The organism is Cereibacter sediminicola (assembly GCF_007668225.1).
Classification (GTDB): Bacteria; Pseudomonadota; Alphaproteobacteria; order Rhodobacterales; family Rhodobacteraceae; genus Cereibacter_A; species Cereibacter_A azotoformans.
This window is the reverse complement of record NZ_VDEK01000024.1, coordinates 36,933-60,209: the sequence shown is the minus strand read 5'-3', so window position 1 is coordinate 60,209 and position 23,277 is coordinate 36,933. Positions and strand designations below refer to the sequence as shown.

Genomic DNA, 23,277 nt, shown 5'->3' with positions numbered 1-23,277 from the left:
TTCCGGATGAGGCGACAGCCACCGCTTCGGGAACATTCCTTCATGAGGCAATACGAGAGGCATGGACAAGCTCACGCTCGGCACGAACCCGCGCCCGCGGCGGCGGATCGCGCGCCGGACGGACGCGGACGCGCTTGGCGATGCCCTCACCCGAGGAGCGGCCGATGTCCGGGGCGCCTGACCTCACCTCCGTCCTCGCCGCCGGCTGGAGCGTCGGCGAGGATCAGCGGGCGATCTGCAAGACCTACGCGTTCCCCGATTTCGTGACCGCCTTCGGCTTCATGACCCGGGTGGCCCTCTGGGCCGAGAAGTGGAACCACCACCCGGACTGGCGCAACTCCTACGGGCGGGTCGAGGTGACCCTTACAAGCCACGATGCGGGCGGGCTGACCGCGCGCGACCTGAAGCTCGCACAGAAGATGGATGCTCTGGCCGCCGGACCCCAAGGCGGTGCCAGTCCCGAGTGACCCGGCCGTCGCCGCGGCGACCGCCCGAACGCGCCGAGCGGTCAGGTGCTGCTCCGGTCATGCCACCCGCCTGACCCTGTGTCGGCTTCAGGCGGCTCGGCCGGATTCGTGCGCAGTCCTTTCACCGCCGGGGTGCCTGATCCTCCCGACCCCAGAACGACCGGCCCTCATCCGACTGCCCTGATGGCCGGGGTTATCCACGCCCGTTCAGGCCCGGCAGGCCACAAGCGCCGGCCAAGAGAAAGCCCGCCCCCGTTCGAGGGCGGGCTCTGTCCTGAACCGCAAGTCATGTCGCCGGGCGGGCGCCCATGACTCAGGCGCGAATGAGGCCCATCTGCTCGAGCTTCAGGATCACCTGATGCGCGCAGTGGTCCACGTCAACATTGGTGGTGTCCACCACGAGTTCCGCCTTCGTGGGTGTCTCGTAAGGGTCCGAGATGCCCGTGAACTCCTTGATCTTGCCTTCGCGGGCGAGCTTGTAGAGCCCCTTGCGGTCGCGCTTCTCGCATTCCTCGATCGGGGTCGCGACATGGACCTCGATGAAGGCGCCGAAGGCCTCGATCATCTCGCGCACCGCCCGGCGGGTGGCCGTGTAGGGCGCGATCGGCGCGCAGATCGCGATGCCGCCGTTCTTGGTGATCTCGGAGGCGACATAGCCGATGCGCTTGATGTTGATGTCGCGGTGCTCCTTCGAGAAGCCAAGCTCGGACGAGAGGTGCTTGCGCACCACGTCGCCGTCCAGCAGCGTCACCGGGCGGCCGCCCATCTCCATCAGCTTGACCATCAGGGCGTTGGCAATCGTGGACTTGCCCGAACCCGACAGCCCCGTGAAGAAGACGGTGAAGCCCTGCTTGGAGCGCGCGGGCGAGGTGCGGCGAAGCTCCGTCACCACGTCGGGGAACGAGAACCAGTCGGGGATCTCCAGCCCTTCGCGCAGGCGGCGGCGCAGTTCAGTGCCCGAGATATCAAGCACGGTCGAGCCCTCGGGAACCTCGTTCACCGGGTAATACTGGGCCTTTTCCTGCACATAGACCATCTGTTTGAAATCGACCATCTCGATGCCGATCTCTTCCGCATGGGCCTTGAACAGCTCCTGCGCGTCATAGGGGCCGTAGAAATCCTGCCCCTGGCTGTTCTTGCCGGGCCCGGCGTGGTCGCGGCCGACGATCATGTGGGTGCAGCCGTGGTTGCGGCGGATCAGGCCGTGCCAGACCGCCTCGCGCGGGCCGGCCATGCGCATCGCAAGGTTCAGCAGGCTGAGCGTGGTGGTCGAGGTCGGATACTGGTCCAGCACCGCCTCGTAGCAGCGCACGCGGGTGAAATGGTCGATGTCGCCCGGCTTGGTCATGCCGACGACCGGGTGGATCAGAAGGTTGGCCTGCGCCTCGCGGGCGGCGCGGAAGGTCAGTTCCTGATGGGCGCGGTGCAGCGGGTTGCGGGTCTGGAAGGCGACCACGCGGGTCCAGCCCATCTTGCGGAAGAAGGCGCGCAGCTCGTTCGGCGTGTCGCGGCGCATCTTGAAATCATAGTGGACGGGCTGCTGGATGCCGGTGATCGGCCCGCCGAGATAGACCTTGCCGGCCGTGTTGTGCAGGTAGTTCACCGCCGGATGGGCGAGGTCGTTGGCGCCAAAGACCTTCTCGGCTTCGCGGTCCTTGTTCGGAACCCACTTGTCGGTGACCGACAGGATGGCGAGGATCACGCCCTCGGCGTCGCGCAGCGCTATGTCCTGCCCCGGCTCGACCGTCTCGGCGAACTTCTCGTTCACGTCGAGCGTGATCGGCATCGGCCAGAGGCGGCCGTCAGCGAGGCGCATGTTCTCGACCACGCCGTCGTAGTCGGCCTCGGTCAGGAAGCCTTTCAGCGGGTGGAAGCCACCGTTCATCAGCAGCTCGAGGTCACAGACCTGGCGCTGGGTGAGGTCCCACGAGGGCAGGTTGCCCGCGTCGGCCTTCAGCTTCTGCGCCGAGTCGTAGGAGACGTAGAGTTCGGGAACGGGAGCATGGTTCGGAAGGGACATAGCGGATCGCCTTTGCGGGAATGCACCGGGCTGCCCCGGTTTCGGGCTGGGAGTAGCCCGAGCCCTGCAGTGGTTCAAGCGCGGACCCCGTAGCTCCTGTCGAATAAGGCAAAAATGCCATCATTAGCACCCTCCGGCGAACGCCCGTCCGAGGGCGCCGCCAGAGGGGGACGATGTGCCCTGCGACCTACTGGCTCGCGAGGAAATGTTCCGCATCGAGCGCCGCCATGCAGCCCATGCCGGCCGAGGTAACGGCCTGGCGATAGACATGGTCGGTCAGGTCGCCCGCCGCGAAGACGCCGGGGATCGAGGTCCGCGTGGTGCCGGGCTCGACCTTCACATAGCCGCCGTGGTGCAACTCCAGCTGGTCCTTGACGAGTTCGCTGGCCGGAGCGTGGCCGATCGCCACGAAGAAGCCCGCGCAGGGGATCTCGACCGTCTCGCCGGTCTGGACGTGCTTGGCGACCACGCCGGTCACGCCCAGCGGCGCCTCGGTGCCCAGAACCTCCTCGATCGTGTGGTTCCAGATCACCTCGATCTTGGGGTGCTTGAACAGCCGCTCCTGCAGGATCTTCTCGGCCCGGAACGAGTCGCGGCGGTGGATCACGGTGACCTTGGTGGCGAAGTTGGTCAGGAACAAGGCCTCCTCGACCGCCGAGTTGCCGCCGCCGGCCACCACCACTTCCTTGCCGCGATAGAAGAAGCCGTCGCAGGTCGCGCAGGCCGAGACGCCGAAGCCCTTGAACTTCTCCTCGGACGGCAGGCCCAGCCAGCGCGCCTGCGCGCCGGTGGCCAGGATCACCGCGTCGGCCGTGTAGGTGGTGCCGCTGTCGGCATGGGCCGTGAAGGGCCGCTGCGACAGGTCGAGCGAGGCGATGTAGTCCGAGATCACCTCGGCGCCCATCGCCTTCGCGTGCTCTTCCATGCGCACCATGAGGTCGGGGCCCTGCACCTCGCGGTCGCCGGGCCAGTTCTCGACCTCGGTGGTGATGGTGAGCTGGCCGCCCGGCTGCAGCCCCTGGATCAGCAGCGGGTTCAGCATCGCCCGGGCGGAATAGACGGCCGCCGTATAGCCCGCGGGCCCCGAGCCGATGATCAGAACCCTCGTGTGCCGCGTCTCGGACATGCCTTGCCCCTCATGGTCTTTTCCCGGCGCCTCATATAGGACCTGCCGCAGCGGGCCGGAAGCCCTCATTGCCGGGGCCGGCCCCCGGATCGAGTGTCCATACCCGCATTGCGCGCGACGACGGTTTTCCGCAATGGAGCCAAGGTTTTTGATGCGCCCGCGAAACAATATTGCGCAGCGCGGCCAGAGCCTCTAGAATCTCCCGGCAGCAAGGAGAGCTTCATGGCCGGATCGAAACTGGACCCCATCGACCGTCACATTCTGGCGGAGCTGCAGGGCGACGGCCGAATGACCAATGTCGAGCTTGCCAAGCGCGTGGGGATCTCGGCGCCGCCCTGCCTGCGGCGCGTCCGCACGCTGGAGGAGGCGGGCTATATCCGCGGCTATCACGCCGACATCGACCCGCGCGAGCTTGGGTTCGAGGTTCAGGTCTTTGCCATGGTGCGGCTGCACAGCCAGGCCGAGAGCGATCTTTCGGCCTTCGAGGCACGCTGCCGCGCCTGGCCCCTGGTGCGTGAGTGCCACATGCTGAACGGCGAGATCGACTTCATCCTGAAATGCGTGGCCCCCGACCTGCCCAGCTTCCAGAGCTTCCTGACGCAGGAACTGACGGCCGCCGAGAACGTGGCCTCGGTCAAGACGAGCCTCGTGATCCGCTGCGCCAAGGACGAGCCGGGGGTCCCCTTCGACGTGCTCGAGGCGCGGCTCCAGCGCAGCGCCTGAGCCGGCATCCCGTCGGGGCCCGCGGCGCTCAGAGCCGGATGGCCGAAATCAGCCGCCCGTAGTCGGCTTCGCCGGCATGTGTCGTGCGACGGTAGGAAAAGAACCGCTCGGGATCGTGATAGGTGCAGTGCCGCGTCCATTCGGCGTGTCCCACCCCCGCCGCGCGCAGCCGCGCGAGCCCGAAGGCCGGCAGGTCGAACAGGGCCCGATCGCCCGTGCCTGTGGCGAAGAAGCGCGCCGCCTCCGGGTCCTCGTCGATGAGATCCTCGACAAATTCGGGGCCCACCTCGTAGGCGCGCTGGCTGATGGTCGGGCCGATCACCGCGACGATCCGCTCGCGCCGGGCGCCGAGCCCCTCCATCGCGGTGACGGTCGCCTCGAGCACGCCGGCCCTTGTGCCGCGCCAACCCGCATGGGCGGCGGCGATGACGCCTGCCTGGACATCGGCCATCAGCACCGGCTGGCAATCGGCCGTCAGCACCGCGATGGCGATGCCGGGCGTCGCCGTGACCAGCGCATCCGCCCGCGGCCGGTCCGCCACCGGGCCCGTCACATGCAGCACGTCCGGCGAGTGAACCTGGTTCACCGTGACCAGATGATCCGCGGGCACACCCATCGCCTCGGCCACGCGGGCGCGGTTGATGGTGACGACCTCTGCCAGATCGCTCGAGCCGGGGCCGCAGTTCAGGCCCGAGAAGATGCCCGACGAGGCGCCTCCCTTCCGGGTGAAGAACCCGTGGCGGAGGGGGGCGAGAGCGTCGGCCGTAATAAGTTCCATCATGCGTCAAATCCTGCGGGCGCCGGTCCTTGCGGCGGAAACACCGCCAGCGCCTTGAAGAGCGTTCCCATTTCGGCAGCGTCGGTCAAGCGGTGAGATGCGGCGCGGTGACTGGCAAGTGCCCCTCCCTCGAGGGCGCGGGCGAGCCGCTCGGCGCGTTCGGCAAGGCCGAGGCGCAGCAGCAGCGCGCCTTGCGTCGTGAAGGCGGTGGCGCAGGGGCGGGCCGCCGTGGCCAGGGCCTCGAAATCCACATGGGCCGTCAGGTCCGCTTCGCCGGGCGCGGCCAGCGGATCGTCGAACTGGTGACGGCGAAGGGCCTGCAGCGTGTCCCCGAGCGACCGCCACCCGCCATAATCCACCACCAGCGCCAGCCCTCCGTGGCCGTCGATGCGCCGGGCGATCTCGGACATTATGGGGCCCGCCGCCGGGCAAAGCTCGACGATCTCGCCGGGCTGCGTGTCCTTCAGCCGATGCTCAAGGCTTGCCAAGCTGGTTTCGGGACCGAGCCCGAAGGCGAGGCGGCCGCCGTCAAGGCCGATCATCCGTTCGCGCCAGCCGGTGGGCCCGCGCACGAACTGGCGGATCGGCAGCGCATCGAAGAATTCGTTGGCCAGAAGGAAGAGCGGCGCCTCGGGCAGGTCCGCCACCCGATCGAGCCACTCGGCCGGATGGTCCCCGAGCCTCTGGCGCTGGAGCGTGCGCAGCCGGGGCGAGGCTTCCACCAGCCGCACCTGCGCGGCCGCGTGAAAGCCCGGAACGCCGCGCGTGGCGCGCAGCACGTCCGCCATCAGCGTCCCGCGCCCCGGCCCCAGCTCGGCCAGCGTGAAGCGCGCCGGCGCCCCCTGGTCGAGCCAGGCCTGCGCGAGGCAGAGGCCCAGAAGCTCCCCGAACATCTGGCTGATTTCCGGCGCCGTGGTGAAGTCGCCCGCCGCGCCAAAGGGCTCTCGCGTGGAATAGTAGCCGTGCTCGGGATGGAGCAGGCACTCCGCCATGTAGTCGGCCACCGTGATCGGCCCCGTGGCGCCGATCCGCCGCGCAAGGATGCCGGCCAGCGCCGTCACGCGGTCCGCCGGGTGCGGAGCATGAAGTAGATCCCCACGAGGATCATGGGCAGCGACAGGATCTGCCCCATCGTGAGCCCGTAGCCGCCGATTTCCCACGCAAGGCCGAGCGGATTGCCGGGTGTCACGAACTGCGCGTCGGGCTGGCGCACGAACTCGACGAGGAAGCGTGCGCAGCCGTAGCCCGCGAGGAAAGCGCCGGTCACGGCCCCCGGCCAGCGCAGCCAGCCGCGCCGCCAGATGAGGATCGCGAGGATCGCGAACAGCACGATCCCCTCGAGCGCCGCCTCATAGAGCTGCGACGGGTGGCGGGCGCAGATGCCCTCGATGCCGGGGCAGGTCTGCGCGGCTTCTCCGGGGAAGGCCACGCCCCAGGGAAGGGTGGTCGGCCGGCCCCACAGCTCGGCATTGATGAAGTTGGCGATCCGCCCGAGGAACAGGCCCGGCGGCGTGGCCGCCGCCAGCAGGTCCGCCACCGGCAGGACGGAAATGCGTTCCCTGAGGCAGAAGGCGATGACGGCAACCATCACCCCGAGGAAGCCGCCGTGGAAGGACATGCCCCCCTCCCACACCTTCAGCGCGTCCAGCGGATGGGCGAGGTAGTGGGACGGCTGGTAGAAGAGCACGAAGCCCAGCCGGCCTCCGAGAATCACGCCGAGGATCACCCAGGTCAGCAGCCTCTCGAGCTGGTCTTCGGTCATGGGGGCGCCGAAGGTCCAGAGCCGGTCCGACCGGATCATGCGCAGCACCAGCCGCCAGCCGATCAGCAGGCCCGCGATATAGGCCAGCGCATACCAGCGGAGCGCGAAGGTCGTTCCGAACAGCTCGACCGAAAAGATCTCGGGCGAGATGTCGGGGAAGGGGATATAGGCCATGGCTTTTCCTTTCGGCCGGGGTTGTCCGGCGCGGCTGCGGCGAAGTCAACCTTGCGCGCAAGGAGGTGCAAGACCATATAGGGCCGATCGCTGGAGGGAACCGCATGCAGACCCGCAACAAATTCTTCGACGACATGTCGCAGCTCATGACCAACGCCATGGGTGTGGCGCAGGGCGCCAAGACCGAGGCCGAGACGGCGATGAAGGGCCTTCTTGACCGGTGGCTGGCCGACCGCGACTTCGTGACCCGCGAGGAGTTCGATGCCGTCCGCGCGATGGCCCAGAAGGCGCGCGAAGAGAATGAGGCGCTGTCCGCCCGTATCGCCGCCCTCGAGGCGAAGACCCGGGGCTGAGGCCTTGCCGGCCGGGGCGGGCGGCCCGTTCGGCCCGCCGCCCATGAGCAGCGGGTGTGGCAGGCCCCGCCCCCTGCGCGGCCGTTAACCGAGTCGTTCTCCCTTGCCGTTCCGAAGTCCTTGGCCGTCCCGCACCGCGGGGCGCGACCTTTCATGGCGCGAAATCCGGTCCCTGACCGCGATCGCCAGCCCGACGACAGCCCTTCTTTCGGATGTATCTTGAACGAAAGGCTGCGCCCCTTTCCTCAAGACAGGCGGCCTTCGCCATAAACCCGGGGCGTGCTGCGCCGTTCCTTTCGGTAGCCTCCAGCCGATGATCCCCCAGGTGCAGGCCTGCCGGGGCTGGACGAGACCAAGGGAAGAAGCGGATGAACCCACTGAAGCTCTCCGGGGACCTGCGTCTGCAGGATGCGCCCGGTCTTATCGAGCGGCTCGAGGCAGCCCTCGCCGCGGGCGACGTCGAGGTCGATGCCTCGGAGCTTGCCGGCGCGGATGCGGCGGTCGTGCAGGTGCTGCTTTCGGCGGCGCGCAGCGCGTCGATGCTGGGCAGGACATTCTCGCTGCAGTGCGCGGGGTCTCCCCTCGCCGCGCTGCTGGAGGCGCTGGGGATCGCGCCGGACGAGGTTGCCGCATGACCAAGACCGTTCTCGCCGTCGATGATTCCCCCTCGATCCGGTGCATGGTCGCCATGACCCTGCGCGAGGCGGGCTATCAGGTGATCGAGGCCACCGACGGGAAGGAGGGCCTTGAAAAGGCCCTCAGCCATCAGGTCGATGCGATACTCACCGATCAGAACATGCCGAACCTCGACGGCCTCGGCTTCATTCGCGCCTTCCGGCAGCATCCCGAGAGCAAGGGCAAACCCATTATCTTTTTGTCCACGGATTCCGCCGACACTCTCAAGCAACAGGCCCGCGAGGCAGGGGCGATGGGGTGGATGGTCAAGCCATTCACCCAGCCGCAGCTGCTCGCCGTCATCAAGAAGGTGCTCGGATGATGGACGACGACATGATGGCCGTCTTTCGGCAGGAAGCGACGGATCTTATTGAAAGCCTCGAGCGGGGCCTTCTGGATCTGAGCGACCAGCCGGGAGATCGTGACCTGATCAACGCGGTTTTCCGCGACCTCCACACGATCAAGGGATCGGGGGCGATGTTCGGCTTCGCCGACATGGCGGCCTTCGTCCATGCGTTCGAATCGGCGTTCGACCTGCTCAGGTCGGGGCAGGCCGCCGTCACGCCCGAGATCATCCGCCTCGCGCTCGAGGCGCGCGACGAGATCATCGGCTTCCTGTCGGAAAAGGCCGACCCGGACGGTCGGCGCGCCGCGATCCTTGCGGCGCTCGAGGCGGCGGTGGGCGCCACCGGCAATGCCGCCGGCACGGCGCCTTTGCCGGAGGCGGCGCCCACGGGGCAGGCGAACCGCCTCTGGTTCCGCCTGACCGGCAACGCGCTGGCTCTGGGCGCGCGCCCGGACCTGCTGCTGGCCGAGCTTCTTGAGCTTGGCGCCACGGACATCCGCGCCGACCTCTCCGAGGTGCCGGCGCTGGATGCGCTCGATCCTGAAGTCTGCATGATCGGCTGGTCGATGGACTTCCCCAGCGGCATCGCGCGGGACGCGATCGACAACGTGTTCCTGTTCAACGATGTGGATCTGCGGCTCGAGGCGCCCCAGGCCGAGGCGTCGGATCGCACGGCGGTAGCGGCTTCAGACCAAACGCCCGTGGCAGAGCCGGTCTCTGCGCCCGCGCGGAAGCCGTCGGAAGAGGGACTGCAGGCGGACAAGGCCGGCGCGACGATGCGCGTGGCCGCCGAGCGTCTGGATCACCTGATGGACCGCGTGGGCGAACTCGTGATCGCCGACGCCCGGCTGCTGCAGCTCGCCCAGCAAAGCCGCGACCCGGCGCTGATGGCGGCCGCGGAAGAGATCAGCCGTCTCGCCGCCGGCCTGCGCGACACGACCATGCGGATCCGCATGGTGCCGGTCCGGTCAATGATCGGCCGCTTCCGCCGCCTGATCCACGGCCTGTCGGAAACCATCGGCAAACCGGTGAGCTTCATCGTCCGCGGCGAGGAAACCGAACTCGACAAGACGGTCATCGAACAGCTCGCCGATCCCATCGTGCACATGCTGCGCAACTCGGTCGATCACGGACTTGAGTCCCCCGCCGACCGCGCCGCCGCGGGCAAGCCTGCCGAGGGGCGGATCATGCTCGAGGCGGAATATTCCGGCGCCGAGGTCGTGATCCGCATCAGCGACGACGGACGCGGGCTCAACCGCGACCGAATAAGGGCCAAGGCGATCGCGAATGGCCTCATCGGTCCCGACGCAATCCTGACCGAAAGCGCGATGAACGCCCTGATCCTCGAACCGGGCTTCTCGACGGCTGAGTCGATCACCGAGATCTCCGGCCGCGGCGTTGGCATGGATGTGGTGAAGAAGACGATCGAGGGCCTGCGCGGCTCGATCGAGGTGCAATCGGTCGAAGGCCGGGGAACCACCTTCACGCTGCGCCTGCCGCTGACGCTCGCCATCATCGAGGGTCTGCTGGTCGAAGTGGCTGGAGAGCGGTTCTCGATACCGCTCGCCGCCGTGCAGGAGATCGTCGAGCTTCCGGCCGATCGGATCGAAGAGGATGGCAGTTCGGACTTCCTCGACGTTCGTGACCGTCTGGTTCCGCTGGTCCGTCTCCGCAGGATGTTCGCCAGCCCCGGCGCACCGGGAGAGTTCCAGACCGTCGTCATCGTCCGCGCGGGCGAGACTCGCGCCGGGGCGGTGGTCGACCGGATCATCGGCACCAACCAGATCGTGATCAAGCAGATGTCTCGCCTCCATTCGGGCGTCCGGGCCTTCTCGGGTGCCACGATCCTGGGCGATGGCACCGTGGCATTGATCCTTGATGTGCCGCATCTGGCCGGCGTGGGCCAGGGTGTCGAGGATCGGAGGGGAGTGGCTGCATGACCAACATCGTCGAACTGAAACCGGCGGCCATGATGACCGTCGTCACCATGCGGCTCGGGCGTCAGATGCTGGCGATCCCCGCTTCGGCGCTGCGCGAGATCCTTGATCCGCTGCCCGTGACGCGCGTGCCGACGGCCGACCAGTCAGTGTCAGGGGTGATCAACGTCCGCGGGGCTGTCGTGCCAATGGCCGAGCTGCGCTTCGCCTTCGGCATCCCGGAAGAGCCGCAGACCGACGCAAGCAAGATGCTGGTTGTCGAGGTCGAACTGGGGGACGAGCCAACGATCGTCGCGATCTCGGCCGATGCGGTGCTTGAAGTGACCGAACTGGAGCGCGCGACGATGGAGGCGCTGCCCCCCAAGGGGAGCAGCTGGCCGCACGCCTTCGTCCAGGGCGTCTTCCGGACGAAGAAGGGGCTGCTGCTGTTGCCAAATCTGTCGAACATCTTCGCCTCTCTGGCTTCTGCTTCCGGAACGGCCGCTGCCTGAGGCGGCGGCGGGCCGCGTCCGGCGGCCTGGTGCCGGCACCACACGATCACCTGGGCGCGGCCAACGGGTCTGCGCGTTTGCGAACCTGGCTTTGGAGAATGAAAATGAACACGATGACGGATTTCTCCGCACTGGCGCCGCGCGAAGAGGTGTCCTCTGCCGAGGCTCCTTCGGTGGTGACGTTCGCAGCCGGGCAGATGCTCTACGCTCTGCCCGTTGAACGGGTTCAGGAGATCCTGGACCTGCGCCCCATCGCGCCGCTGCCCAATGCGCCTGCCCACCTGCTTGGGCTCTGCGACGTTCGCGGAGCCGGGGTCCCGGTCGTGGATCTGCGCAGTCTCCTTGGTCTTCCTCCGATCGAGGACACGGGCCACAGCCGGATTCTGGTCACCTGGATCGGCGGGCCGGAAGAACGTCATGTCGTCGGCATCAAGACCGAGCGGGTCATCGAAGTCACAACTCTCGATGAAGGCCGGATGCAGCAGATGAGCAGCGCCGACATGCTGAACTGGACCGACACGGCGGTCCTGGGCATCGGCAAGCGCAACGGCGCCTTCGTCACCCTGCTCGACATCGACCGGCTCATGGATCCTGCCCGGCTGACGGTCTTTGCCGAGGCGCGTCAGGGCCTCGTCTGATGAACCAGATGCTCCGCTGCCCGCATGACCAGCGCTTTTCGGATCTGATCCGGAGCCGGACCGGCATACAGTTGCCGGTCCATCGCCGCCAGATGATCGAGTCGCGGCTCCGGCCGCGGATTGCGGCGGTGGGGGCAACCGGGTTCGACGGCTACCTCGCGCGGCTCTTCGACGACGGTCTTCTCGAGGAAGAGCTGCCGCTGGTCATCGACTTGCTGACCACCAACAAGACCGACTTCTACCGGGAGTCGGTCCATTTCGATGTGCTCGTGCGCGAGATCGTCCCGGAAGCCATCCGGCGGACGAGCCCTCACGCCCCCCGCCTCAAGATCTGGAGCGCGGCCAGTTCCGAAGGGGCCGAGGCCTACACCACGGCCATCGTCCTGGCCGAGGCGCAGCGGTCGGGACAGCGATTTTCCTTCGCCATCCTGGGGACCGACATTTCTCGTCGCATGCTCGAAAGAGCGCAGCGCGCCATCTACTCCACCGAGCAGTTGGCGCCCGTGCCGGCCGAGTTGCGCGCGCGCTACACGATGAAGGCCCGCACTCCCACGCACGCGGGAACCGCGCGCATTGTTCCCGAACTCCGCGACCGGGTGCAGTTCATGCACCTGAACCTGATGGATCAGACCTACGCCGTGGATCGGGATGTTGACGTCATCTTCCTGAGGAACGTTCTCATCTACTTTGGCGCAGAGGATCAGGCCGCGGTGGTTTCGAGGATGGTGAGTCACCTCCGGCCGGGTGGCTACCTGATGGTGGGCCATTCCGAATCCATGGTGGTGAGCCATCCGCATCTGACACAGCACTCCCCCTCCATCTTCCGAAAGACCTGATCATGGCTCTTCGCGCGGCAGCCCCCTCTACCCCAACCCGCGTCCTGATCGTGGACGATTCCGCAGCGGCAAGGGCCATGTTCAAGGTGATCGTCGAAAGCGATCCGGCGCTTCAGGTCATGGCCGCCGTTCCCGATGCCTATGCTGCCGCCCGGGCCATGCGGACCGAACTGCCCGATGTGATTCTGCTTGATCTGGAACTTCCGGGCATGGACGGCCTCACCTTCCTGCGAAAGATCATGCAGCAGCACCCGATCCCCGTGGTCGTCTGCTCAAGCCATGTCGGCGCGGGCTCGGACGCAATGGTGGCCGCGCTCGAACTTGGGGCCAGGGAAGTGATTTCGAAGCCCGCCGCCCGCAATGACCTGGAGAGGCAGGAGGCCTCGATCCGCATCTGCGACGCGATCCGGGCGTCTTCCGAAACGGTGCGCCGACGCTCGCAGCCCGAGCCGCGTCCCCTTGCCCCCGGCCCCAAGCTGACGGCGGATGAAATCCTGCCCGCGCGTCCGCCCCGGCCGGTGCCCGACACGATGCCGGTGGTCTGCATCGGCGCCTCGACGGGCGGAACCGAGGCGCTGCGCGACGTTCTGACGGCGCTTCCGGCGTCGGCCCCGCCGATCGTCATCGTGCAGCACATGCCGCGGGGCTTCACCGCCGCCTTCGCGCGACGCCTCAATTCCCTCTGTGCCATCGAGGTGCTCGAGGCCGAGGACGAGATGCAGGTGTTGCCCGGGCGGGCGATCATCGCACAGGGGGACAGGCATCTGCTGCTCCGGCGCCGGAACCAGGGCTACCGCGTCTCGGTGCTCGACGGCGCCTATGTCTGCCGGCACCGCCCCTCAGTCGATGTCCTGTTCCGATCGGCCGCACAGGAGGCCGGCGCCAACGCCCTTGGCATCATCATGACCGGGATGGGCGATGACGGTGCGCGCTGCATGGCCGAGATGCGCGCGGCCGGCGCCGAGACGATCGCCCAGAATGAAGAGACCTGCGTCGTCTATGGGATGCCGCGCGAGGCTGTGGCCCACGGCGGCATCCAGAAGGTCGAGCCGCTCGACAGGATCGCGCTCCGCATCACAGAGTTCGGACGCAGATTTGCAGAAAGGATGGTCCGGTGAAATACGAAGCGAGCCTGCGGGAGAATGCTCGTATCGCCCAGCCGGCCCATCCTCTCGATTTCGTGCTGCTCAGCACCGAGCAGACGTTCCTGCGTGCCGGCGAGACGCTTTCCATGGCCGTCGGACAGCTGAACGGGTTGCGCGCGGATTTTGCACGGCTTGATGCGGCGCTCGGGCCTGCCCGCAACGCCCAGTTCGCGGCCCTGACGGCCGCCACTGGGGCCCAGATCACCGCGCTGGCGCAGGAGTTCTCACGCTCCGAAGAGGCCTCCCGAGCGTTGCGGTCTGCCGTGTCCGCCATGCGCTCGGAGGTGACCGATCTGATGGCGACGATCCGTGCCATCTCGATCGTGAAGCTGCAGGCGCGGATCATCGGCAACATGCTGACGAGCAGCCGCCAGCGGGTCGAGGCCTTCACGGGCGGTCTGACGCGCATGGCCGCCGAGGCCGCCGATCTGGTGGCCGAGGTGGATGAGGCCATGAACGAGATCGCGGCCGCCACCGATGCGATGGACGGAGAGGCTGCGCATCTGTCGCAGACCCTGCGCGAACTGGTGCTGCCCAATCTGGCCGCCATCGGGGCATCCGCAGCCGAGGTGCAGTCCGACCAGCAGCGCATGGCCGATGGCAACCTGGCGCTGGCGCGGCGGATGGAGGGGATCTTCACCGGCGTCTCGCACCTCATTCTCGCGCTGCAGGCGGGCGACAGCGCCCGGCAACGCTTTGAGCACATCCGGGATCTTACCTCGGATTCGCTGGAGCAGGCCGAGGGGCAGCCGGATCTGCAGTCCCTGCTGCTCGAGATCGGGGTGGGCCAGACGGATGCGACCGTTCGCGGCCTGACCGGGGATCTCGACGACGCCACCCGCAACTTTCTCGATGTGCAGGGCAATGCCGATGCGGCCATTGCCGTTGCCCGCGGTCTCTACCTCGGCGAGGCGCAGCGCGGCGGCGGTGCGCTGCACGCGATGGTCGGGCGTGCCGAAGCGGTGGAGGCGGGGCTGGCGCGGTGCACCGAGCACCTTCGTCTGCTCGCCAGCCATGCCGCGCGCGTCGCCTCTCACCTGGAGAAGATCCGTCATCATGAGGAGCGGATGCGCCGGATCGAGGATCTCGTGCGTCTCTTCGGTCTGAACGCGGTGATCGTCTGCGCAAAGCTGGGCCAGGAGGGGCGCGCGCTTCAGGAGATTTCGCGCCAGCTCCGCGACCTCACGCAGGTATCCGCGGCCGTTTTCACGCGGCTCCACGGCCGCCTTGAACTGACGCAGGAGCGGGCGTCCGCCATCGGAGCCGAGGCGGTATCGGGACTGGAGCAGGAGATGCAACGGGTGGCCGAAGGGGCGCGGTCCATCCGCGAGATCCTGCGGGAAGCGAACGAGGCGCATGATGAGACGGGGCACGCCTTCGGCAAGGCGGGCCGCATCCTGACCGCCAGCCTGGAGACGGCGGCCGGCCTCATGAGCGGTTACAGGCGCAACCTGACCAGTCTGCAGGTCTTCCGCGAGCAGATGGTGCGGCGGCGCACGATGTTGCAGGGCAGCGCGATGACGGTGGAACCCGGCTCGGCCGCCGGGACGCTGCTGGCATCGGTGCGGGCCCGCTACACGGTGCCGGACGAGCGCCGCATCCATGATGCCATCGTGGCGGCCGCCACATGCGCCGGCGGCAGCGCGGCGCCGGCAGAATCGCCTGCCGATCCCGCGCCGCTCGATGCGCAACCGCTTGCCGGGGCGGGCGAAGAGTCCGAGGTCGAGCTGGACGACATCTTCTTCTAGCCCTTGTCCTCAGGCTCTTCGCGCTAGCTGGGGGGAAGGAGGATCTCATGGGTGAACTGATCGAGGGTGTCTGGCACCCGAACTGGTATGACACCAGCGCGAGCGGCGGCCGGTTCGTGCGCAGCCGGGCGCAGTTTCGGAACTGGATCACGGCCGACGGCGAGGCCGGCCCCTCGGGAGAGGGCGGATTTGCCGCCCGGGCGGGCCGCTATCATCTCTATGTCTCGCACGCCTGCCCCTGGGCGCATCGCACGATGATCTTTCGCAGCCTCAAGGGGCTCGAGCCGCTGATCGACGTTTCGGTCGTGCATCCGCACATGATGGACGATGGCTGGACCTTCGAGGCCTCCTTTGCGGGTGCGACGGGGGATCGGCTTCACGGCCAGGCGTTCCTGCGCGACGTCTATCTGCGGGCCGATCCGGGCCTGTCGGCGCGTGTCACGGTGCCGGTGCTGTGGGATCGCGAGCGCGAGACGATCGTGAACAACGAATCGGCCGAGATCATCCGCATGTTCAATTCGGCCTTCGATCGTCTGACCGGCAATGACGCGGACTTCCTGCCGGCCGAGCATCTGCACGAGATCGACCGGCTCAACGAGCGAATTTACGAGACGGTCAACAACGGCGTCTATCGCGCGGGGTTCGCGACCTCGCAGGAGGCGTACGACGAGGCGGCCACCGCCCTGTTCCAGACGCTCGACTGGCTCGAGGATCGGTTGGCGGGTCGGCGCTATCTGGTGGGCGACCGCATCACCGAGGCCGACTGGCGGCTGTTCACCACGCTGGTGCGGTTCGACAAGGTCTATCACACGCACTTCAAGTGCAACCGCCGCCAGATCGTCCAGTATCCGAACCTGTGGGCGTGGCTGCGCGAGCTGTGGCAATGGCCGGGAGTGGCGCAGACGGTGCATTTCGATCACATTCTGCAGCACTATTACTACAGTCACGATCACATAAACCCGCACCGGATCGTGCCGTTGACGCCCGATCCGGCGTTCGATGCGCCGCACGGGCGGGATCAGCTCTTCCAGGCCTCGCGCTTGCGGTAGAGTGTCGAGGGCGACACGTCGAGAACCCGAGCCGCCTTGGGAACCGAGCCTCCATGGCGCGCGATGGTGGCTTCGATCACGATCTGCTCGATCTCGGCGAGCGTCCGTCCAATCAGGCTGTCAGCCGTCGGCTCGTCGGTCGGCGCCGGGCGGGCGGGCGGCTCTTCTTCCGGCAGCTCGAGATGGTCCGTGAAGGCGTCGGGCAGCATCCGCATCGTCACGAGGCCGCCGTCATTCAGCACGACGATGTTGCGGATCACGTTCAGCACCTGACGCACGTTGCCCGGCCACGGGTGGCGCCGGAACAGCGCCTTCACCTCGGCGTCGAGGCCGAAGAAGTCGCGGCCCTCTTCGGCGGCGAAGCGGGCAAGGGCGGCCTCGGCAATCTCGATCACATCGTTGCCGCGATCGCGCAGCGGCGGCATGTGGATCGGAACGACGAACAGCCGGTAATACAGATCCTCACGGAACTGGCCGCGACGCACCGCATCGAGCGGATCGCGGTTGGTGGCGCAGACGATGCGCACATTGACCTTGCGCGGCCGGGTCGCGCCGACCGGCTGGACCATCGAGGTTTGCAGGAACCGCAGGAGCTTGGTCTGCAGCGCGGGCGCCATCTCGCAGATCTCGTCGAGGAAGAGCGTCCCGCCGTCGGCCGCCGCCGCCGCGCCGGGCTTGTCCGCGATCGCGCCGGTGAAGCTGCCCTTCACATGGCCGAAGACCTCGGATTCGAGCAGGTCCTGCGGAATCGCGCCGCAGTTGAGGGCGATGAACGGACCCGAGGCGCGGGGCGAGGTGTCGTGCACCGCGAGGGCGCAGAGTTCCTTGCCCGTGCCACTCTCGCCGGTGATGAAGACGGTCGCCATCGACCGCGCCGCAGACCGGATCTTGGCATGGATCCGGGCCATCGTGTCGGAGGAGCCGAGGAAGGCGCTCGTCGTCGCCGGAGGCGCGTTCGGCTCGGGCAGGGGGCGGCGCAGCTGGCGGGTCTCGCGCGCGATGGCGGCATTCTCGACCGCGCCGAGAAACCGCTGCTCGTCAAAGGGCTTGACCAGAAACTCGTGCGCGCCGGCCCGCATCGCCTCGACCGCCTTGTTGATCGAGCCGTTTGCGGTGATCACGATCACGTTCGTCTCGGGGCGCAGCCGGAGCATGTCCTGCATGAGCTCCAGCCCGTCGCGGTCCGGCAGCATCAGGTCGAGCAGGACCACATTGGGCAGCACCTCGCCGAAGCGGGTCAGGCCTTCGGCGGCCGTCCCGGCCACGGCGACCCGGTGTCCGGCCGAGGCGAGGACCGAGCGATAGACCATCTGCAGGGACGGCGTGTCCTCGATCAGCAGGATCGGCCGGGGGCGCCCCGCTTCGGCGGGCGACCCGCCGCGGGCGCGGCTTTCCGTGCCGACCGGACGGGCAGCGGGACTCATGAACCATCCCGCTGTCTGGCCACGAAGGCGAGGAGACCGTCAAGACGCATCAGCAGTTCTGTCTTGAGGCCGACGGCCTGGGTCCGGTCACGCAGATGGGCCGCCGCGTTCAGCTCTTCCGACAGGCGCTGCAGATCCGCCGCGCCGACCGTGCCTGCCAGGCTCACGAGCACATGGGTCTGGGCGCGGATCTCCATCCAGTCGGCCGCGGCCATCGCCTCGTCGAGCCGCTCGCGCGTGCTCTTGAGGTCGAGGTGGAGGCGGTGGACCAGCTCATCCGCCGTGTCGGGGCCCGCTATCTCGAGCAGACGGCGGAACCGGACCTCATCCACCGCCTCGGAGGAGGGGGCCTTGGATGCGGGCTCATCCGCCCGGATCTGCGCATCCAGCCGCGAAAGCGTCAGTCGCAGCGCCGCCGTCGGCCCCGGTCCGACGAGCTGTTCCAGTTCGGCAAGCCGCGCCATCGCCTCCGCGAGGGTGGCCGCGACATCCGCCTCGCGACGTCCGCGAGTCGCCGCGTCGCCCGAGCCGGCGGTGAGAGCATCCTGAGGGACCGTCATTGCCATGGGTCTTTTCGGGGGCAGCATGTGGCCCGCAGGTTACCTGCTGGGGTGCCAAAGTCCAGTGGGCCCTTCAGCCTTCGGTTGTGCTGTATTGCGCCGCAGCACGGGCTGCGGCGCACTTCGGCGGCTCAGGCGCGCGGGTAGCCGACGGTCCGCAGGGCCTCGCGGATCTCGTCCAGGATCATCGGATCGTCGATCGTGGCGGGCATCTTGAACTCCTGCCCGTCGGCGATCTTGACCATGGTGCCGCGCAGGATCTTGCCCGAGCGCGTCTTGGGCAGGCGGTCCACCACGCAGGCGCGCTTGAAGTCGGCGACGGGACCGATCTGCTCGCGCACGAGCTTGATGCATTCCTTGACCACATCGTCCGGCGCGCGGTTCGAGCCCTTGTTGAGGCAAAGGAACCCGAGCGGCGCCTGGCCCTTCAGCTCGTCCGAGACGCCGATGACCGCGCATTCGGCCACATCGTTGTGCGAGGCGAGCACCTCTTCCATCGCGCCGGTCGAGAGGCGGTGGCCCGCGACGTTGATGACGTCGTCGGTGCGGGCCATGATATAGACGTAGCCGTCCTCGTCGATGTAGCCCGCGTCGCCGGTCTCATAGTAGCCGGGGAAGTGGGTGAGGTAGCTTTTGACAAAGCGATCCTGCGCGTTCCAGAGCGTCGGCAGCGTGCCGGGGGGCAGCGGCAGCTTGATCGCGATGGCGCCGAGTTGGCCGGCCGGAAGCTGGTGGCCGCCCTCGTCGAGCACCCGCACGTCATAGCCCGGCATCGGCACCGAGGGGCTGCCGACCTTGACCGGCAGCGGCTGGATCCCCATCGGGTTCGCCGCGATCGCCCAGCCGCTTTCAGTCTGCCACCAGTGGTCGATCACCGGCACGCCCACGTTCTTCTGCGCCCAGACGATCGTGTCCGGGTCCGCGCGCTCGCCCGCGAGGAAGAGCGCCTTGAGGTTGCGCAGGTTGTAGTCCTTGATCAGCTCGCCCTGCGGATCCTCGCGCTTGATGGCGCGCAGCGCGGTGGGGGCGGTGAAGAAGGTCTTCACCTTGTGGTTCTGCATCACCCGCCAGAAGGCGCCCGCGTCGGGGGTGCCGACGGGCTTGCCTTCATAGACGATGGTGGTGGCGCCCGCGATCAGCGGCCCGTAGCAGATGTAGCTGTGGCCCACGACCCAGCCCACGTCCGAGGCGGCCCAGAAGACGTCGCCCGCGTCGATGTCGTAGATCGCCTTCATCGTCCAGTTCAGCGCGACGAGATGGCCGCCGGTCGCCCGCACCACGCCCTTCGGCTGGCCGGTCGTGCCCGAGGTGTAAAGGATATAGGCCGGGTGGTTGCCCTCGACCGGCACGCATTCGGCCGGCTCCACGCCATACTGGAACGTGTGCCAGGCCACGTCGCGGCCCTCGATCAGCTTGGCCACTTCCTGCTCGCGCTGGAAGATCACGCAGAAGTCGGGCTTGTGACTGGCCTCCTCGATCGCCTGGTCGAGGAGCGGCTTGTAATGCACCACGCGGCTCGGCTCGAGACCGCAGGAGGCCGCGATGATCGCCTTGGGCTTGCAGTCGTCGATCCGGACGGCAAGTTCATGCGCGGCAAAGCCGCCGAACACCACCGAATGGATCGCGCCAAGGCGGGCGCAGGCGAGCATCGCCTCGAGGGCCTCGGGGATCATCGGCATGTAGATGATGACGCGATCGCCCTTTTCGACGCCCTTCGCCCGCAGCGCACCGGCGAGCGAGGCCACGCGCTGCTGCAGCTCGGCATAGGTGATGCCCTTGGAGGAATGGGTGATCGGGCTTTCGTGCATGATCGCGATCTGCTTGCCGCGACCGGCCTCGACATGGCGATCGACCGCGTTCCAGCAGGTGTTGACCATGCCGTCGGAAAACCACTCGTAGAAGGGCTCTTTCTCGTCGAACAGCGCCTTCGAGGGCGGGCTCATCCAGTCGATCTGTTCGGCCGCCTTCATCCAGAAGCCGTTGGGATCCTCGAGAGACCACTTGTAGAGACTTGCGTATGCCATTGTATACCCTCCCCTCGGCGCGCATGTTCTGTTATGTCGGGTTGCGCTGCGACGCAAGATTGTTTCAAGGGTGTTTCGAGAGGGGCTCCGCGGCCTTTGGTCACGTTTTGCGCTACCATCGGCCGCAGGAGGCTGGCGGATCTTGTCGGGGTGAGAAGAAGTCAGCCGTAGTGCGTGACCGGGGTTCCCGCGAGAGCCGACATGTTCAGCAGTCCGCGCGCCGTAATCGAAGCGGTCACGATGTGGGCGAGGTTGCCCATGCCCATCAGGATCGGGCCGACCTCGAGTCCGTTCGCTTTCACCTTGAGAATGTTGCGCACACCGGACGCGGCGTCGGAATTGCCGAAGACGAGCACGTTTGCCGGTCCTTCGAAGCGTCCTCCGGGGAAGATCCGGTCACGGATGCTCTCATCCAGCGCGGCGTCGATGTGCATCTCGCCCTCATAGGCGAAGTCCGGCCGGCGCTGGTCGAGAATCTCCAGCGCGGCCCGCATGCGGCGGCCGGTCGAGCAGTCGAGGTTGCCGAACTGCGACGAAGAGCAGAGCGCGACCTTGGGCGCGAGGCCGAAGCGGCGGACATGGCGTGCGGCGCCCATCACCGTCTCGGCGATCTCGTCCGGGGTGGGCTCGTGGTGGACATGCGTGTCGGCGATGAACAGCGGCCCGTCCTCGAGGATCATCAGCGACAGGGCCCCGATCGGCCGGCGGCCGTGGTGCGCGAGGATCTGGGTGACGTAGTTCAGGTGCCACAGATACTGCCCGTAGGTGCCGCAGATCAGGCTGTCGGCCTCGCCCCGCTGCACCATGATGGCGCCGATGGCGGTGGTGTTCGTTCGCATGACGGCGCGGGCGGTGTCGGGGGTCACGCCCCTGCGCGCCATCAGCGCGTGGTAGCTCTCCCAGTAGTCGCGGTAACGCGGGTCGTTTTCGGGGTTCACGAGGTCGAAGTCGCGGCCCGGCCGGATCGGCAGGCCCGCGCGTTCGCAGCGCATCTCGACCACCTCGGGGCGGCCGATCAGGATGGGCTTGTGGACGGTCTCTTCCAGCACCGCGTTGGCGGCGCGCAGCACGCGCTCGTCCTCGCCCTCGGCAAAGACGATGCGGCGCGATTCGGCGGCCGAGGCCTCGAAGACCGGACGCATGATCAGCGCCGAGCGGAAGACCGAGCCGTCGAGCTTGCGCCGGTAGGCCGCGAGGTCCGCGATCGGGCGGCTGGCGACGCCGCTTTCCATTGCTGCGCGCGCGACGGCAAGGGCCACGACCCCGATCAGCCGCGGGTCGAACGGCTTCGGGATCAGGTAGTCGGGGCCGAAGCTCATCCGTTCGCCCTTGTAGGCGGCGGCGGCCTCGGCGCTGGTGGTGGCGCGCGCAAGGCTCGCGATCCCCTCGATGCAGGCCAGCTGCATCTCGTCGTTGATCGTGGTGGCCCCCACGTCGAGCGCGCCGCGGAAGATGAAGGGGAAGCAGAGGACGTTGTTGACCTGATTGGGATAGTCCGAGCGGCCCGTGGCGATGATCGCGTTCGGGCGAACCGAGCGCACCTCGTCGGGCAGGATCTCGGGCGTCGGGTTCGCCAGCGCAAAGACGATCGGCCGCTCGGCCATCCGCGCCACCATCGCCGGCGTCAGAACGCCGGGACCGGACAGGCCGAGGAAGAGGTCGGCGCCCACGATCACCTCGGCCAGCGTGCGCAGGTCGCTCTGCTGCGCATATTCGGCCTTTTGCGGCGTCATCTCGGCCTCGCGGCCCTTCCAGACGAGGCCCGCAATGTCGCAGAGCCAGACGTTCTCGCGCTTCACCCCCAGCTTCAGCAGCATGTTGAGGCAGGCGATGCCGGCCGCGCCGCCGCCGGTCGAGACCACCTTGATGTCCTCGAACCGCTTGCCGGCCACATGGAGCGCGTTGGTCGCGGCCGCACCCACCACGATGGCCGTGCCGTGCTGGTCGTCATGGAAGACGGGAATGTTCATCCGCTCGCGGCAGATCTTTTCCACCACGAAACAGTCGGGCGCCTTGATGTCCTCGAGGTTGATGGCGCCGAAGGTCGGCTCGAGCGCGCAGACGATCTCGGCCAGCTTCACCGGGTCGGGCTCGGCCAGTTCGATGTCGAAACAGTCGATGCCGGCGAACTTCTTGAACAGGACGGCCTTGCCCTCCATCACGGGCTTGGCGGCCAGCGCCCCGATGTTGCCCAGCCCGAGGACGGCGGTGCCGTTCGTCACCACCCCCACCATGTTTCCGCGCGCGGTGTAGCGGCTGGCCGTGGACGGGTCCGCCTTGATCTCGAGGCAGGCCTCGGCCACGCCGGGCGAGTAGGCGCGGGCAAGGTCGCGGCCGTTGGCCAGAGGCTTCGTCGCCCGGATCTCGAGTTTTCCCGGTTGCGGGAACTCGTGATAATCCAGCGCCGCATGGCGTGCGTTGTCCTGCCGTGCCTCGTCCATTCCTCGCCTCCCTTTCCGATGGTTCAGCACTAAACCATCTGCCGCCCCACGCAACCGCGAAGCGGTCGCCTGCCGAGCGGACTTGCGCCACCGGAACGGCCAAGGCCTCCGCTTGCATCCGGGGCGCCCACGTCCCAAAGTCGGCGCAATTGAAATGGAGGACCTCATGTCCCTGCTCGAAGCCGCCACGGCGGTGCGCGAGAACGCCTACGCCCCCTATTCCCGCTTCAAGGTCGGGGCGGCGCTGCGCACGGTCTCGGGCACCGTCCATGCGGGCTGCAATGTCGAGAATGTGGCGTACCCCGAGGGGACCTGCGCCGAGGCCGGCGCCATCGCCGCGATGGTGGCCGCGGGCGAGACGCGGATCGCCGAGATGGTGGTGATCGCCGACAGCCCGGAGCCCGTGCCCCCCTGCGGCGGCTGCCGTCAGAAGATCGCCGAATTCGCCGCGCCCGAGGTTTCCGTCACGCTCTGCACCACCGACGGCCAGACCCTGCGGACCACGGTCGCCGACCTGCTGCCCGGGGTGTTCCGCGCCGCGCATATGGACAGGGCCTGAC

22 protein-coding genes are annotated in these 23,277 nt (G+C 67.7%); 13 read left to right on the top strand and 9 right to left on the bottom strand.

Annotated elements, in window-relative coordinates:
- Positions 1-164 precede the first annotated feature (164 nt).
- Positions 165-467: a 4a-hydroxytetrahydrobiopterin dehydratase gene (locus FG154_RS14815; protein ID WP_145109506.1), complete on the top strand. Its 303-nt coding sequence runs from the start codon at positions 165-167 to the stop codon at positions 465-467.
- 313 nt (positions 468-780) lie between these two features.
- On the opposite strand, the gene FG154_RS14810 is transcribed toward FG154_RS14815, so the two are convergent.
- Together FG154_RS14810 and trxB are read right to left on the bottom strand one after the other, a co-directional pair.
- Complete coding sequence (locus tag FG154_RS14810) at positions 781-2,487, bottom strand: bifunctional sulfate adenylyltransferase/adenylylsulfate kinase (RefSeq protein ID WP_145109503.1); 1,707 nt, start codon at positions 2,485-2,487, stop codon at positions 781-783.
- Between the two features lie 187 nt (positions 2,488-2,674).
- Complete coding sequence (trxB, locus tag FG154_RS14805; protein WP_145109500.1) at positions 2,675-3,613, bottom strand: thioredoxin-disulfide reductase; 939 nt, start codon at positions 3,611-3,613, stop codon at positions 2,675-2,677.
- A gap of 222 nt (positions 3,614-3,835) precedes the next feature.
- Here trxB and FG154_RS14800 point away from each other — a divergent pair, with 222 nt between their 5' ends.
- Entirely contained in the window at positions 3,836-4,336 is a 501-nt protein-coding gene (locus FG154_RS14800; RefSeq protein ID WP_011907322.1) for an Lrp/AsnC family transcriptional regulator, read from the top strand.
- A gap of 28 nt (positions 4,337-4,364) precedes the next feature.
- Here the strand turns inward: FG154_RS14800 and pgeF are convergent, their stop codons facing one another.
- The 3 genes from pgeF to lgt are packed head-to-tail and all read right to left on the bottom strand — an operon-like array spanning position 4,365 to position 7,050.
- The gene (gene pgeF / locus FG154_RS14795; RefSeq protein WP_145109497.1) at positions 4,365-5,117 is read right to left on the bottom strand and encodes a peptidoglycan editing factor PgeF; all 753 of its coding nucleotides are present in this window, start codon (positions 5,115-5,117) and stop codon (positions 4,365-4,367) included.
- Positions 5,114-6,175: a class I SAM-dependent methyltransferase gene (locus tag FG154_RS14790; protein ID WP_145109494.1), complete on the bottom strand. Its 1,062-nt coding sequence runs from the start codon at positions 6,173-6,175 to the stop codon at positions 5,114-5,116. The genes pgeF and FG154_RS14790 overlap by 4 nt, the downstream gene beginning before the upstream one ends.
- The gene (lgt, locus tag FG154_RS14785; protein WP_145109491.1) at positions 6,172-7,050 is read right to left on the bottom strand and encodes a prolipoprotein diacylglyceryl transferase; all 879 of its coding nucleotides are present in this window, start codon (positions 7,048-7,050) and stop codon (positions 6,172-6,174) included. Before lgt ends, FG154_RS14790 begins: the two co-directional genes overlap by 4 nt.
- Positions 7,051-7,154: 104 nt before the next feature.
- Between lgt and FG154_RS14780 the strand changes: the two genes are divergently transcribed.
- From FG154_RS14780 to FG154_RS14735, 10 genes are all read left to right on the top strand, one after another.
- Positions 7,155-7,403 carry an accessory factor UbiK family protein gene (locus tag FG154_RS14780; protein ID WP_145109487.1) on the top strand — a complete coding sequence of 83 codons (249 nt, stop codon included), beginning with the start codon at positions 7,155-7,157 and terminating at the stop codon, positions 7,401-7,403.
- Between the two features lie 368 nt (positions 7,404-7,771).
- On the top strand, positions 7,772-8,038 hold the full coding sequence (locus FG154_RS14775; protein WP_145109484.1) for an STAS domain-containing protein: 267 nt from the start codon (positions 7,772-7,774) through the stop codon (positions 8,036-8,038).
- The gene (locus FG154_RS14770) at positions 8,035-8,400 is read left to right on the top strand and encodes a response regulator (RefSeq protein WP_145109481.1); all 366 of its coding nucleotides are present in this window, start codon (positions 8,035-8,037) and stop codon (positions 8,398-8,400) included. Before FG154_RS14775 ends, FG154_RS14770 begins: the two co-directional genes overlap by 4 nt.
- Positions 8,397-10,364: a chemotaxis protein CheA gene (locus FG154_RS14765; protein ID WP_186312383.1), complete on the top strand. Its 1,968-nt coding sequence runs from the start codon at positions 8,397-8,399 to the stop codon at positions 10,362-10,364. Before FG154_RS14770 ends, FG154_RS14765 begins: the two co-directional genes overlap by 4 nt.
- Positions 10,361-10,852 carry a chemotaxis protein CheW gene (locus tag FG154_RS14760; RefSeq protein WP_145109478.1) on the top strand — a complete coding sequence of 164 codons (492 nt, stop codon included), beginning with the start codon at positions 10,361-10,363 and terminating at the stop codon, positions 10,850-10,852. Before FG154_RS14765 ends, FG154_RS14760 begins: the two co-directional genes overlap by 4 nt.
- A gap of 104 nt (positions 10,853-10,956) precedes the next feature.
- Positions 10,957-11,490, top strand: a complete 534-nt coding sequence (locus tag FG154_RS14755; RefSeq protein ID WP_145109476.1) for a chemotaxis protein CheW — start codon at positions 10,957-10,959, stop codon at positions 11,488-11,490.
- Complete coding sequence (locus tag FG154_RS14750; protein WP_145109474.1) at positions 11,490-12,326, top strand: protein-glutamate O-methyltransferase; 837 nt, start codon at positions 11,490-11,492, stop codon at positions 12,324-12,326. Before FG154_RS14755 ends, FG154_RS14750 begins: the two co-directional genes overlap by 1 nt.
- A 2-nt stretch (positions 12,327-12,328) precedes the next feature.
- Entirely contained in the window at positions 12,329-13,444 is a 1,116-nt protein-coding gene (locus tag FG154_RS14745) for a protein-glutamate methylesterase/protein-glutamine glutaminase (RefSeq protein ID WP_145109472.1), read from the top strand.
- Positions 13,441-15,219: a coiled-coil domain-containing protein gene (locus FG154_RS14740; protein WP_145109470.1), complete on the top strand. Its 1,779-nt coding sequence runs from the start codon at positions 13,441-13,443 to the stop codon at positions 15,217-15,219. The genes FG154_RS14745 and FG154_RS14740 overlap by 4 nt, the downstream gene beginning before the upstream one ends.
- A gap of 47 nt (positions 15,220-15,266) precedes the next feature.
- Entirely contained in the window at positions 15,267-16,268 is a 1,002-nt protein-coding gene (locus FG154_RS14735) for a glutathione S-transferase family protein (RefSeq protein ID WP_145109468.1), read from the top strand.
- Here FG154_RS14735 and FG154_RS14730 read toward each other — a convergent pair.
- The 4 genes from FG154_RS14730 to FG154_RS14715 all read right to left on the bottom strand — a co-directional run bounded on the left by FG154_RS14730 (position 16,238) and on the right by FG154_RS14715 (position 22,717).
- Positions 16,238-17,692, bottom strand: a complete 1,455-nt coding sequence (locus tag FG154_RS14730; RefSeq protein ID WP_145109466.1) for a sigma-54-dependent transcriptional regulator — start codon at positions 17,690-17,692, stop codon at positions 16,238-16,240. The genes FG154_RS14735 and FG154_RS14730 overlap by 31 nt on opposite strands.
- Positions 17,689-18,258, bottom strand: coding sequence for a hypothetical protein (locus tag FG154_RS14725; protein WP_246100311.1), 570 nt, complete (start codon positions 18,256-18,258; stop codon positions 17,689-17,691). Before FG154_RS14725 ends, FG154_RS14730 begins: the two co-directional genes overlap by 4 nt.
- Before the next feature lie 125 nt (positions 18,259-18,383).
- The gene (locus FG154_RS14720; RefSeq protein WP_145109464.1) at positions 18,384-20,276 is read right to left on the bottom strand and encodes a propionyl-CoA synthetase; all 1,893 of its coding nucleotides are present in this window, start codon (positions 20,274-20,276) and stop codon (positions 18,384-18,386) included.
- Positions 20,277-20,437: 161 nt separating this feature from the next.
- The gene (locus tag FG154_RS14715) at positions 20,438-22,717 is read right to left on the bottom strand and encodes an NADP-dependent malic enzyme (protein ID WP_145109462.1); all 2,280 of its coding nucleotides are present in this window, start codon (positions 22,715-22,717) and stop codon (positions 20,438-20,440) included.
- 166 nt (positions 22,718-22,883) lie between these two features.
- Here FG154_RS14715 and FG154_RS14710 point away from each other — a divergent pair, with 166 nt between their 5' ends.
- Entirely contained in the window at positions 22,884-23,276 is a 393-nt protein-coding gene (locus FG154_RS14710; protein ID WP_186312382.1) for a cytidine deaminase, read from the top strand.
- The last annotated feature ends 1 nt before the right edge of the window (position 23,277 follow it).